This window comes from Bradyrhizobium sp. CIR18 (assembly GCF_014198295.1).
Lineage (GTDB): Bacteria > Pseudomonadota > Alphaproteobacteria > Rhizobiales > Xanthobacteraceae > Bradyrhizobium.
Window position 1 is genome coordinate 18,846 of the sequence record NZ_JACIHF010000009.1, and the last position, 12,656, is coordinate 31,501.

Annotated in this window: 13 protein-coding genes; all 13 read right to left on the reverse strand. The window is 65.3% G+C overall.

Annotation, left to right across the window (positions count from 1 at the left end):
- Positions 1 to 7: 7 nt before the first annotated feature.
- The 13 genes from fliR to GGD65_RS25360 all read right to left on the reverse strand — a co-directional run bounded on the left by fliR (position 8) and on the right by GGD65_RS25360 (position 12,654).
- Entirely contained in the window at positions 8 to 760 is a 753-nt protein-coding gene (gene fliR, locus GGD65_RS25300) for a flagellar biosynthesis protein FliR (RefSeq protein ID WP_018318464.1), read from the reverse strand.
- On the reverse strand, positions 757 to 2,838 hold the full coding sequence (flhA, locus tag GGD65_RS25305) for a flagellar biosynthesis protein FlhA (protein ID WP_018318463.1): 2,082 nt from the start codon (positions 2,836 to 2,838) through the stop codon (positions 757 to 759). Before flhA ends, fliR begins: the two co-directional genes overlap by 4 nt.
- 77 nt (positions 2,839 to 2,915) lie before the next feature.
- Positions 2,916 to 3,182 carry a flagellar biosynthesis protein FliQ gene (gene fliQ / locus GGD65_RS25310; RefSeq protein ID WP_183236958.1) on the reverse strand — a complete coding sequence of 89 codons (267 nt, stop codon included), beginning with the start codon at positions 3,180 to 3,182 and terminating at the stop codon, positions 2,916 to 2,918.
- A complete protein-coding gene (gene flgD, locus GGD65_RS25315; protein WP_183236959.1) occupies positions 3,179 to 3,601 on the reverse strand; it encodes a flagellar hook assembly protein FlgD in 423 nt (140 codons plus the stop codon). Before flgD ends, fliQ begins: the two co-directional genes overlap by 4 nt.
- Before the next feature lie 14 nt (positions 3,602 to 3,615).
- Positions 3,616 to 4,026, reverse strand: coding sequence for a flagellar biosynthesis repressor FlbT (flbT, locus tag GGD65_RS25320; protein ID WP_018318460.1), 411 nt, complete (start codon positions 4,024 to 4,026; stop codon positions 3,616 to 3,618).
- Positions 4,026 to 4,370, reverse strand: a complete 345-nt coding sequence (flaF, locus tag GGD65_RS25325) for a flagellar biosynthesis regulator FlaF (RefSeq protein WP_026202022.1) — start codon at positions 4,368 to 4,370, stop codon at positions 4,026 to 4,028. The genes flbT and flaF overlap by 1 nt, the downstream gene beginning before the upstream one ends.
- A gap of 55 nt (positions 4,371 to 4,425) precedes the next feature.
- On the reverse strand, positions 4,426 to 5,472 hold the full coding sequence (locus GGD65_RS25330) for a flagellar hook-associated family protein (protein WP_018318458.1): 1,047 nt from the start codon (positions 5,470 to 5,472) through the stop codon (positions 4,426 to 4,428).
- Between the two features lie 3 nt (positions 5,473 to 5,475).
- The gene (gene flgK, locus GGD65_RS25335) at positions 5,476 to 6,954 is read right to left on the reverse strand and encodes a flagellar hook-associated protein FlgK (RefSeq protein ID WP_018318457.1); all 1,479 of its coding nucleotides are present in this window, start codon (positions 6,952 to 6,954) and stop codon (positions 5,476 to 5,478) included.
- A gap of 34 nt (positions 6,955 to 6,988) precedes the next feature.
- On the reverse strand, positions 6,989 to 8,221 hold the full coding sequence (locus tag GGD65_RS25340; protein WP_018318456.1) for a flagellar hook protein FlgE: 1,233 nt from the start codon (positions 8,219 to 8,221) through the stop codon (positions 6,989 to 6,991).
- Positions 8,222 to 8,311: 90 nt separating this feature from the next.
- A complete protein-coding gene (locus GGD65_RS25345) occupies positions 8,312 to 8,893 on the reverse strand; it encodes a transglycosylase SLT domain-containing protein (RefSeq protein WP_183236960.1) in 582 nt (193 codons plus the stop codon).
- A complete protein-coding gene (locus GGD65_RS25350; RefSeq protein WP_183236961.1) occupies positions 8,844 to 10,169 on the reverse strand; it encodes a flagellar hook-length control protein FliK in 1,326 nt (441 codons plus the stop codon). The genes GGD65_RS25345 and GGD65_RS25350 overlap by 50 nt, the downstream gene beginning before the upstream one ends.
- The gene (locus tag GGD65_RS25355; RefSeq protein WP_183236962.1) at positions 10,166 to 11,344 is read right to left on the reverse strand and encodes a chemotaxis protein; all 1,179 of its coding nucleotides are present in this window, start codon (positions 11,342 to 11,344) and stop codon (positions 10,166 to 10,168) included. The genes GGD65_RS25350 and GGD65_RS25355 overlap by 4 nt, the downstream gene beginning before the upstream one ends.
- Positions 11,341 to 12,654, reverse strand: coding sequence for a MotB family protein (locus tag GGD65_RS25360; protein WP_183236963.1), 1,314 nt, complete (start codon positions 12,652 to 12,654; stop codon positions 11,341 to 11,343). Before GGD65_RS25360 ends, GGD65_RS25355 begins: the two co-directional genes overlap by 4 nt.
- Positions 12,655 to 12,656: the final 2 nt, after the last annotated feature.

Sequence of the window (12,656 nt, forward strand, 5' to 3'; positions counted from 1 at the left end):
CACAGGCTCACTCCGCCAGCCAGGACGAGAGGCCGAGCATGAATTGCGTCAGCAGCTCGTCGCTCGTGAGGTAGAGCAGCAGGAAGCCGCCGAACAGCACGAAGGGCACGGAGATGAAATAGACCGGAATCGCCGGCGTCAGCTTGTTGATCAGGCTGACCGCCAGGTTGACGATCACCGAATAGACGATGAACGGGCTGGCGATCCGCAGCGTCAGCACGAATGCTTCCGACAGGCGGCCGACGAGCAGGTCGAGTGCCATGCCGCCGCCGAGCCTGTCGCCGGGACGCCAGACGTCGTAGGAGTTCATCAGCCCGCGCAGGACCTGCCAATGCTGGTCGGTCATGAAGAACAGCGTGGTGACCGACACCATGATCAGCGGCACCAGCGCCGGCGCCGGATCGCTGTCGGCAACCGGCGTTCCCGGGATGTTGCTGAGCCCGATCGCGCTCGCCATCACGGTCGCCATGGTCTGGAGCGCGAGGAAGAACACCCGCCCGCCGAGCCCGATGACGCTGCCGACCACGAGCTCGGAGCAGATCAGGAGCGCCAGCGTCAGCGGCGCGGCGTTGTCCGTGAGCGGCTTCAGCACCGCGATCAGGATCGGCGTCAGCGCGAAGGTCGTGACGAGCGCGACGAACAGGCGGACCTGGGCCGGAACGTTGACGCTGGAAAAGCCGGGCACCAGCATCAGGCAGGCGCCGATGCGGCAGAACACGATGAACGTCACCAGCACGCTGTCGGCAAGGCCGCTGATCACGACACCGCTCCGAGCGCCCTGATCTCGGCGCTGCGCGCGACTTCGACATGCGACAGGATCGGCAAGGTCGGGAACACCCGCTCCAGGATCATCCGGACATAGGGCCGGGCTTCCGGCGTCACCGCCAGCACGACGCTGGTGCCGTTCTCGGTGAACTTGCGGATCGCGGCGCTGGCTTCGGTCGCGAACTGCTCGATCAGGCGCGGATCGGCGTCGAACTCGACGACGTCGCCCTTGGCGTCGCGCTTCAGGCTCTGATGGAACGCCAGGTCCCAGCGGTTGCCGAGCCGGACGACGTTGAGCACGCCGTTGTCGGAGAGATCGCCGCAGATCTGCTGGGCAAGCCGGGTCCGCACGTGCTCTGCGACCTGCTCGGAGCGCCGCACATGAGGTGCGATCTCGGCGATCGCCTCGAGGATGAGGTGAAGATTGCGGATCGAGACCCGCTCGGCCAGCAGGATCTTCAGGATCGCCAGCAGGCCGGAATAGGAGATCTGCGACGGGCAGAGATCCTCGACGAGGCGCTTGTACTCGGGATCGAGCCGGTCGAGCAGCGCGCGCATGTCCTTGTAGGACAGGAGCTGGGCGAGGTTCGCCCGGATCACCTCGCTCAGATGCGTGAGCAGCACCGACAGATTGTCGACCGGCTTGCAGCCCTGCCGCTTGACTTCGTCCGTGAAGGCTTCCGTCACCCACAGCGCCTTCATGCCGAAAGCGGGTTCGACCACCTCTTCGCCGGGCACGTCGGGCTTGCCGTCCTTGTCGACCAGCACCAGCACCTCGCCGAGCCTGAGCTCGCCATGGGCGACGCGGGTGTCGTGGATCCGGATCTGGTAGCCCTTGGGGTCGATCGACAGATTGTCGCTGAGCTTGATCTCGGGAATGACGAAGCCGTACTGCTTGGCGAACTTCTTGCGGATCTTGGCCACGCGGTGGGCCAGCTCGGTGCGCGAGCCCAGCAGATGGACCGAAAGATGGCCGCCGAGCGCCAGCTCGATCTCGGCGGTCTTGAGCTGGTCCTTGACGGATTCCTTGGCCTCAGCCTGGGCGCGCTCGTCGGCCTTGCGCGCGTCCTCCTTCTGCTTCAAAGCCGCCTGCTGCTTCGGCAGCGAGTAGCCGACGAAGGCCATGACGCCGCCGAGCAGCACGAAGGGCGCCAACGGCAGCCCCGGCATCAAGGCGAGCACGAACATCATCAGCGCGGCGGCCGACACCGCGCGGGGATAGCCGCCGAGCTGGCGCAGCACGGCCTGCTCGGCCGATCCTCTCGTGCCGCCCTTGGAGACCAAGAGGCCGGCCGACAGCGACACGATGAGCGCCGGCATCTGCGACACCAGACCGTCGCCGACGGAGAGCTTCGTGTAGACGTCGGCGGCGCGCGACAACGTCAGGCCGTGATGGGTGACGCCGATGATGATGCCGCCGAAAATGTTGATCGCGGTGATGATCAGGCCGGCGATGGCATCGCCTCGAACGAATTTCGAGGCACCGTCCATGGCACCGAAGAACGCGCTCTCTTCTTCGAGCTCGCGGCGCCGGCGCTGGGCTTCCTTGTCGTCGATCAGGCCCGCCGACAGATCGGCGTCGATCGCCATCTGCTTGCCGGGGATGGCGTCGAGGGTGAAACGGGCGCCGACTTCGGCGATACGCGTCGCGCCCTTGGTGATCACGACGAAATTCACGGTGACCAGGATGGCGAAGATGATCAGGCCGATGACGAAGTCGCCGCCCATGACGAACTTGGAGAAGCCGGCGACGACGTGGCCGGCGGCCTGCTCGCCCTCCCCGCCGCGCGACAGGATCAGGCGGGTGGTCGCGACGTTCAGCGCCAGCCGCAGGATGGTCGCGATCAGCAGCACGGTCGGGAAGGCCGAGAAGTCGAGCGGTCGCTGGATCCACAGCGCGACCATCAGGATCAGCGCCGACAGCGCGATCGAGAACGCAAGGCCGAGATCGATCAGGATCGGCGGGATCGGCAGGAACAGGATCGTGAGCATGGCCACGATACCGCCGGCGAAAAAGGCGTCGGCCCCCAATCGTCGTGGGGTCGGCAGGCTAGCAGCTAACGTATCGGCCATGGGTCACCGGCAGGGGGTCCACCCCTAATCTGCCCGGCAAAGCTTACGCGGGGATGGTGGCAGATCGCCGGCGCGGATCAGAAGCCGCGCTCGATCTGCGAATAGACCATCTCGGTGAAGGTGGAGAGGTGCGCGCCGATGAAGGAGCCGGAGACGGCAACGACCAGGAGAATGACGATGATCTTCGGAACGAAGGTCAGCGTCACCTCCTGGATCTGGGTCAGGGCCTGGATCAGCGCAATGATGGTGCCGACCAGCATGGCGGCGCCGACCGCGGGCCCGGAGGCGACGATGATGGTCCAGATTGCAGCCTGGACGATGTCGAGAGCGTCCCGTTCGTTCATGACTGGCTGATCGTGAGTCCCGGCCCGACCGCGACCTTGGTGCCGTTCTCAAGGGTCGCGATGGAGCCGTCGGTGTTGATGGAGACCGAGACGACCTTGCCGCTGAAGCTGGCGCCGGTGGCGTCGGTGAAGCTGACGGTCTTCCCGATCAGGCCGTTGGCCTGTGACAACGACTGCGAGGACAGCAGCGCATCCAGCTTCGAGTTGGTCTGCATGGCCTGCTCGACCGTCGAGAGCTGTGCGAACTGGCTCATATATTGCGAGGTATCCATCGGATTGGTCGGATCCTGGTTCTTCATCTCGGCGACGAGAAGCTGAAGAAACGTGTTGTAGTCGACGCTGTTGCTCGAGGTCGAATTGGTGGAGCCGGTCGAACTGGACGACTTGCTCGTGCTGTCGGTCGCGCTGTTGACGTTCATGTAGCTCTCCGCTGTCAGGCAGCCTGGAATGGGGACTCGGTGATGGCGCCGGCCAGGATGGCCTGCTCCACCGGGAACAGGGCCCGGATCCGCTTCAGCGCCTCGAAGTAGCGGGTCGCCTCGACCAGCTCGTCGACCGCGCCCAGTCCGTCCAGCATCTCGCGGCTCTCGCACACCGCACACAGAGCCGCGTGATGCTGGGCGTAGAGCGCCGCGGCGTCGCGGATGTCGGTCGGGTTCATCAGCATGAGCTGGACGATGAAGTAGAGCTGCCGCAGCGCCGTGGTGGCGTCGGACGCCTGCATGACCTGCCCTTCGAGCAGGAACATCACGTCGTTGACCAGCTCGACGGAGACCTTGCGGTCCACGCGCAGCACCGCGCCGTTGATGTAGATCCGTTCGCCCGCCCGCAAGGAGATCTTCATCAAAGAGCGTCTCGGATCAGGCGGTTGATTTCGATGAGCTGCATCACGTCGTTCGACTTCTCCTCGCGAAGCCGATCGGCCTCCTTGACGACCCACAGGCCGATCGAGATGATGTCGGCGCGCAGCTTGTCCGGAAGGCCGTTCTCGGGGTGCGAGAGATCCTCGATGAAGATCGTCCATAGCCGCCGCACATAGAGCAGGCTCTCGACCAGATCCTCGAGGCGGAACACGCCTCGCTGAATCCGCTCGAGCCGGTCGATGCCGAGGCTGAGCGCCTGCCGCTCGCGGCCCCGCGCCTCGTAGCCGCTCTCGTCGACGACCGATTCATAGGCTTCAAACGTCATCAGCATCACTCTGCGCAGGAGACCGGTTAACAAAACGAGGCTGCGAGCCTCGGCTCTAGAGATAGTTGATGAGGCTGATCTGCTGGAGCTGCGAGGTCAGCGCGAGCGCCGTCTTGATCTGGGTCTGCAGGGTGTTGACGCGGACCGAGGCCTCGGTCGGGTCGACCGCCTCCAGCTTGACGATCTGGTCGTTGAGGATGTCCTTCTGGATCTTCAGCTTCTCGGTCGCGCCGGTGACCCGCTGCTGGATCGAGCCGACGGTACCGCCGAGCACGGCGAGATCGTTGATCGCGCCGCTGACCAGACTGATGGCCTTGTCGACGACGACCTGAAACGTGTCCTTGCTCAGGCTCGTGTTCCCGAGATCAGTGAGCATGGTGTAGGCCTCGGCCAGCTTGCGGAAGCCGGGCTGGTTGGCGCTGACCGAGCTGTCGACGACCTCGGTCGTGGAGATACGGCTCGACAGCGTCTGGTCCGTGGCCGACGACCAATTGGCGTTCCAGGCCGGGCTGGCGAACTCGGGGTCGAAGGTGTTGTCGAGGAAATTCTGCATCTGCGCCGGCGTGATGGTGCTGACACCGGCCGCAGCCTGCGAGAAGCCGAACGTCGCCAGGAAATCCGCATCGACCTGGTTCTTGCTGGCCGAGCCGGCCGTGTAGTTCGTGATGGGCACGGTCTGCGTATCGATTCCGCCGAACAGATACGACCCGTTGTAGGAGACGTTGAGCGCGCCGATGACGTCCTGAAGGTTCGCGGACGCGCTCGGCAGGATGATCTTTGCGCCGCTGTCGGCGTCGCGGGCCGCGATCAGGTTCTTGAGGAATTCCGACGCGGTCTTGCCGAGCTGCGTGATCCGGTTCTGGGTCACGTCGAGGCGCCCCGAAACCAGCTCGTTGGTGTCGACGAGCTGGTCGGCGAAGTTGAAATCGGCGCGCAGCGCCACGTCGCGGCCCGTTCCCGTGCCGAGCTCGAGGCCGACATCGGCGAAACGCCCGGTGGTCGCCTCCTTCGAGGCCTTGGTCAGCGCGCTCTGGTTGTTCGTGATCGACGACCTCAACGATGAAGACAGCATCAGGGTCGAGATGTAGTTCGCGCTCATCATGACTTAATTCCCCACGGCAGCCAGCAGGCTCTGCAGCATCTCATCGACGGTGGAAATGATCTTCGATGACGCCGAATAGGTGCGCTCAACCTGGAGCATCAACGCCATCTCGTCGTCCATGTTGACCCCGCTGACGTTGGACAGCGCCGCGGTGCTGCGGTCGAGCAGCGTATTCTGATACTGGACGTTGTCGTCGGCGGTCTTGCGCTGGCTTTCGATCCAGCTCGCCGAGGAAGACGCGAACTCGATCACGCTGCCGCTCGGCTTGCCCTGGGCCGTGGCATCGAACGGTTGCGGCGCTTCCATCTTGTTGATGAGCTGCTGCAGCCGCGCAGAGAAGCCGGCATTGCCGGTCGTGTTGTAATTATAGGCGGCAACGCCGCTGATCGCGCCGTCACGCAGCAGGTTCGGATTCCCGCCTACGGCCGGATCGACCGAGGCGGCAACCGAGATCCTCCCGGCGAGGCCCACCGAGATCGTGGCGCTCGCGGGCATCGCGGGCGCGCCGGGATAAGTGAACAGGCCGGGCCGGTCCGCCAGCGTCGGGACAGCCGACTGGTCGCTTTCCTTGAAGGCGTCGATCAGGCCGCGCGCGATTTCGTCGAGCTGGCTCTGATACGTGACCGTGTCCTTGTCGCGCAGCTGGGCCAGGCCGGCGAGCTTGCCGGACTTAAGCGGCATGACGGAATTGGCACCGGTCACGGGAACGCCGTCGATGAAGACGGCATTGCCCGTGGTGCCGGCGGTATAGGCGTTGGTCGGCGCAAAGCTCACGGCTCGCGCCGTCTTGTCGAACAGCACGACGCCGCTGTCGGTATAGAGCGCGGCATCTCCATTGGTCCGGATCGACATCGAGACGCCGACCTCCTGCGACAACCTGGAGACGATGCTGTCGCGCTGGTCGAGATAGTCGGTGACGTCGTCGCCGGAGATCGTGCCCTTTACGATGGCGGTGTTGACGGTCTGGAACTGGGACAGCAGCTGGTTGATGTTGGCGACCGAATTCGCCATGTCGGCGTCGGCCCCCTCGCGGACCGACTGCACCGTCCTTGTGGCCTGGTTGAGCCCGGTCACCATGTCCTTGGCGGACGTCACGGCGGCCTGCGCCAGGGTCGCATTGTCGGTGGAGTTAGCGAATTGTTGCAGCGCCTGCTTCAGCTTGTTGAGCTGGGCGGTCGGCGACTGCTCGAGCTCGGGATCGTCCACCGTCGCGGCCGCGATCTTCTGCAGGCCGTCATAGATCACGTTCTGCTTGGCCGACGACGAGGTCGCGGTCAGCACGTTCGAATAAAGGCCCGAACTGGCCGCGCGCTGGATCGCCGCGACATAGACGCCGGTGCCGGGTAGGTTGTCCAGCACGGCGATCTTGCGCGAATAGCCGGTGGCGCTGGCACCGGCGATGTTGCGCGAGATCGTCGACGACTGGATGCCCGACGCCATGAGCGAGGCGCGAGCGGAGTCGAGGGCGGCGGTAAGGGACATGATCTGCTCTTGCCGGGGGTGAGCGCTGGAGAATTCAGCGCTTCAGGTTGACGACGACGTCGAGCAGGTCGGCGCCCGTCTGGAACGATTTCGAGTTGGCGGTGAAGCCGCGCTGCGCCTCGATCATCCCGGTGAGCTCGTCCGCGAGATCGACGTTGGAGTCCTCCAGCGCACCGGACTGGACCGTGCCGAGCCCGCCGGTGCCGGCATTCCCGGCCTGCGCATTGCCGGAATTCATGTTGGTCGAATAGACGTTGCCCGGCTCGGGCGTCAGATTGTCGGGGCTCGCGACGTCGGCGAGCATGATCGTGTAGAGCGTCAGCTGCTGCCCGTTCTTGAGGATCGCCGTCACGTGGCCCGCCTCGTCGACATCGACCTTGTCGATCGCCGCGGGGACGCTGCCGTTGACGGTGGCCTTGAAGCTGAAGTCGGCTCCAACCTGCGTCATGTTCGACAGGTCCATGGTCATCGCCGCGCCGCCCGGGACCGTGAACGTAAGGCCCGTCGGGCTCGCCGCGGCCAGCGCGCCCTTTCCGGTCGCGGTGGTGTCGAAGGTGAAAGTGGTGGCCGCGGCGAGCGAGGTGCCCGTCGCGGAATTGTAGACCTGAACCTGCCAGGTATCCGAGCCGGCCGCCGTCGCGGTGTGGGACATATAGACGTCGAGCGTAACGGCCTGACCGATATTGTTGTAGGCGACGATCGAGCTTTTCGACGAATATGACGCCGGACCCGGCGGACCGGCAATGACAGCCGCCTTCGGATCGAGATTGCCGGTCGTCAGGGTGCCCGCAGTCGACGGCACCGGCACCTGCGAGACCTGGGCGATGTTCACGATCTGCATTCCAGCCAGGCTGTTCTGCGAAAAATTGGTCACTTTACCGGGCTGGCCGAGAAGGTAGTAGCCGGCCGCGTTGACGAGGTTGCCCTGAGCGTCCGGCACGAAGGAGCCGGCACGCGTCAGATACTGCTGCGTATTGGTGGCGTTCGAGACCACGAAGAAGCCGTTGCCTTGCACGGCAAGGTCGGTGGACGACGTCGTGAACTGCGTATGCCCGGCGTCGCTGATGGCGTAACGGACGGTCGTCTCGACGGCGCCGGAGTCGTAGTTGCCGGAGCCGCTCTTCAGGATCAGCGAGGAGAATTCGGTCGAAGCCCGCTTGTAACCGGTGGTGTTGACGTTCGCGATGTTGTCCGAAACCGTCGACAGCTTGTTGGACTGCGCGCTCATACCGGAAACGCCGGTGCGCATAACACCATACAGGCTCATGAAGTGGGCTCCTTTGGTAGGTTGCAGTTACAATGGGGGATCTTGCTTGCGCGGGGCTGATGGTTCGGAACCATGCACAACTTCACGTCGTCATGTCGTTTTCGGCTGACAGAACGAGCGCGCCTTGTCGGTCCAGGCGCCGAAACCGCTCGACACGAGGTGCGCCACGATGTGACAGACATAGCGCTTCTGCGCCGGCTGGTTGTTGGGGCCGGCATTGTAGCGAGCCACCGCCATGGTCCAGCTGCCCTCGCGCTGCTTCAGCTCTTTCAGGAAGCGCGCGGCATATTCGACGTTCTTGGCGGGATCGAACATCGCGCGCACCGAGACGAACTTGTCGCCGTGATAGTAATGATTGATCTGCATGCAGCCGAGATCGATCAGCTTGATGCCCTTGCTGCGCATGACCTGGAAATTTGCGATCGCATCATCCATGTCCCTGGCGAACACGGTCTGGCCGTCGGCGCCGAGGGCGTAAGGATGAAGCGCGCCGCGGCGGCCGGTCTCGGTGAGACCGACTGCATAGAGAATGCCGAGCGGAATCCCATGCTGCTGGGCCGCGCGCGCCATCTCGCGCTCGCAGGGGCGCACGACGTCGGTGGCCGCGTCCGCGGCGCCCGCATTACAGATAAACAGGGCCGCGACGATTCGGCTGACCCACGTCCTGGTCATGACGCGTCTCCTGGGGCTGGCGTTCCTGGCGGGCCTGTTTCGCGCCGCCATCGGATTGCCCCGACGACGTGCCTGCGCCACCGAACGCACCTTGCGACTGCGACGAGGGCTGTTGCTGGCCCGAGAGCTGCGGCTGCGACTGGCCGGAGCCGCTCTGGAATCCATCCAGCGAGCCGTGCTGCACGGGCGCGACGTCGGCGACATAACCCGCCGTCTGCATGAGATCGCGGATCTGGTCGCGCTGCTGATCCAGCATCTGGCTCGTGTCCTTGCGCGCGGCCGCAAGGTGGACGGACACTTCGGTGCCGACGAGACGAAGGCGCACGGTGACGTTGCCGAGCGCCGGCGGCTCGAGATTGATGGTCAGGATCTTGAGCGGCTGATCCGGCGCATTGGTCTGGGATGCTGCGAGATCGGGCGCTGCGGACGCCGCCGGGGCTGCGGAGTCCTTCAGCTCGGCGACGACCGCATTGGCGACCTGTTGCGGGGCGTTGAACTGCGCCGGGGGCAGATGGGTCTCCTGCTGGACCACGGTGACCTTGGTCGTCTCGGGCAAAGCGTCGCGCGTCGAGACCTTGGCGGCGCGTTCGACATTGGCCGTGACCGCCTCGAAGCCTGAGGTCGCGGGCATGGCTTTGGCGGAAGCCTCGCTGCCTGGCTGTGCGGCCGCGGCTTGCGATGCATCGCCTTGTGCACGCGCGCCGGTCGGAACGGCAGCAGACGGCGCGGAATCCGCTGTCGTTGCCTTCGCCATGCCTGCCGCTGCAACCTCACGCCTCGTCCCGGATGAGCGCTCGTCGCGCGCGGGCACGTCTTTCCTGTCGCCCGACTGCGACGGCATTTGCGGCTTCGCGGCCGATGCGGCAACGAGATCCTGTCCCACGATCGCGGGAGCGTTCGGGCGGTTCGAAACGTCCGGCTTCGGATCATGATCGACCGGACTTTGCGTCTCCGACGATTTGTCGGTCGTCTGGTCGCCAGCCTTGAGCAGGTCGGTCGCCTCGGTGCGCTCGTCCGTCTCGTCCTTCGACTTGTCCTTGCCCGCTGGGTGGGCCAGACGCGTGCGCAGCGCTCCGGCCTTCGCCGTCGTATCGCTGCCCTCATCGTTGAGTGCCTGCTTGGCGAGGTTCGAGACGGTGTGGAGCAGATCGTTGAACGACGAGCCAGCCTGCGATTTGGCCCCGGCGCTCTTTGCCGAACGCGACGTGCCGCGGATGTTGAGGCTCTCGGCGAGACCCGAGAAGAGCTGTCCGGAGGTTCCACTGAGCTTGGTCATGGGCGGCGGTCCCTGGTAAGGAGTTCGAGTTCGCCGAGCTGCTTCTGCGCGCGCGCGAGCGTCACGGTCGATGACGCCAGATCGAGACGCGCCGGCGTTGCCGGAGGCTTGTCGGCCGAGACGGCGGATCCGCCCGGAAACGGCTTGCGAACATCGAGCGCGAGCTGCACCGTGGCATTCATAAGGGGCACGTCGCGCTCGGGCAGCTTCGACCGGTCGACTGCCTTCAGCTCGGCAAGACCACCGTCATATTCGTCGGTGAGCGCTCGCGCGGCGCCGCGGAAGAAATGCGCCCGCTCGCGATCCGCCGAGGCGTCGGCGCTGAGCGTCAGCGCCCGCTCGCCGGCAAGCCGCGTCACGGCCATCTGCCCGCGCACCATCGCCGCGCGCGCGATCACGAGATAGAGCTTGAGGCGGCTCGCGCGATCAATCTGCTCGAGCAGCGCTGCGATCCGCGCGAAGCGGCGATCGTCGAGCGCCAGACTCGATTGCGTCAGGCCCGAGGAAAAGCGCTGCCAGAAATCGCCAGCATAGATCGAGTTGCGGTAATGGCGGATATAGGCCAGCGCCAGGAACTCGAACTTATCGAAATCCTCCGCCTGCCCCACCAGCAGGATCTCGCGCCGCAACGCCGCCTCCTCCACCAGCGTACCGGGCAGGAGCAGGCGCGCGTCGTCCAGACGCTCGATCGCCAGCGATGCCTCGGAACGCGCGAACAACGCGCCCTGGACCAGCGCGACCTGTCCGCCGAGGCCGGAGGACAACGTCCGCGGCTTGACGTCCTTGAGCAGCTCCCGCGCCTCCTCCTGACGGCCCTCGACATAGGCGAGCGCGCCGTTGAACAGCCGCTCGTCGACGTTCATCTTTTCGCGCGGCAGCTTGCGGACGATTTGCGGCGCGCCGCCGCTGAGCAAGTAGATGACTGCAGCCTGGCTGTTCTGCGCATTGCTCCACACATCCGGATCGGCGGCGAGAAACTTCTCTCCGATCTGCCGGATCAGCGCGACGTGGCTGCCATGCGCGGCGGTGTCACCGTTGGCGATGCCATCCTGCACAGCCTGCAACGCGCGGACGAGCTCATAGGGCTCGCCCGACTGGCGCGCGGGTTGTGCGAGCGCGTTCGCTGCCGTGAACGGCAGGAGCAGCAGGACGGCGCAGAGGAGCGGCCTGATCAAGGGCGCTTCTCACGGATCAGGATCTCGATTCGGCGGTTCTGAGCAGCCGCCGGATCGTTCGGAAGCTTCGGCCGGCGGTCGGCATAGCCTTCGACATGCTCGATCCGCTGCGCGTCGACACCGGAGCGAACCAGCATGTAATAGGCCATCTGCGCGCGGGCGGTCGACAGCCGCCAATTGTCGTAAGTCTCAGAACGATACGGCCGATTGTCGGTATGGCCGCGGACGATGATCATGCCCTGGCGTTTCGTCAGCAACGGCCCGATCTTGTCGATCACGCGGATCAGCTCGGGCCGCGGCTCGGCCGAGCCGACTGCAAACATGCCGAAGCTCGCATCGTCGGTCAGGCTGATCAGGAGGCCCTCCTCGATCTGACGCACCTCGGCCGCCGGCCCGGCGCCCGCCTTGATGTCAGATAGCGCGTCCGCGATCGCGGCCTGAAGCTGCTTCACGGTCGGCTGCTGGGTTTGCGCCGCATCGCGCGGCTCAGACTCCTTCGTCGTATCGTTGGGACGCGCCTGCGCGGCGGCGTTGGCTTGAACGCTCGCTTGCGCGCTGCCCTCGCGCGGGGCTTGCGCCGGCGCGGGCCCCGGCGGCAATAGCGGCGACAGGTTTGCGGACGACGCATCCGCGTTCGGCGCCAGGCTTCCGCCGGCATCGTTCGCCTTGGCACGACTGGCCTGCGGCTCGCCCTGATTTGTGCCTGAGGCGCCGTCGCGCGCGGAGGCATTCGGCTTGGGCTCGCTCTCGATCATGCGATCGGCATCCTTGGATGCTTGCGGCGCCAGCTTCCAATAGCCGGGGTCGAAGGGATCGCGGTAGGCGTCGCCGCCCTTGAGACCATCCTCTTCGGCAGACGTCAGCGCGCCGGCGCGCCGCTGTCCCGTGGACTGGTTCGCGCTGTTCGCGATCTCGGAGAGCGTCGCATAGGGATCACGGAACAGGACTTTCTCTTCATAGGAGGCCGGCTTCTCGGCCGTCGGCGAGTCGCCGCGACGTTCCTCGTTCGAGCCGGCCGGCTGACGCTTGCCGTCCTGACCTTCGAACGAGGTCGGCTCCTTCTTGGAGAGATTCTTCAGGCCCTTCGGCGCGGGGGCATTTTCCGCGAGCTGGATCGGATTGAAATAGCTCGCGACGACCTGCTTCTGGTCCTGGTTGAGCGCGTTGAGCAGCCACATGACCAGGAAGAACGCCATCATTGCGGTCATGAAGTCCGCATAGGCGATCTTCCACACGCCGCCGTGATGCGCCTCCTCAGCGAAAGCGCTGCGCCGGCGGACGATCACGAGTTCATGCTTGACCTCTTCCATGG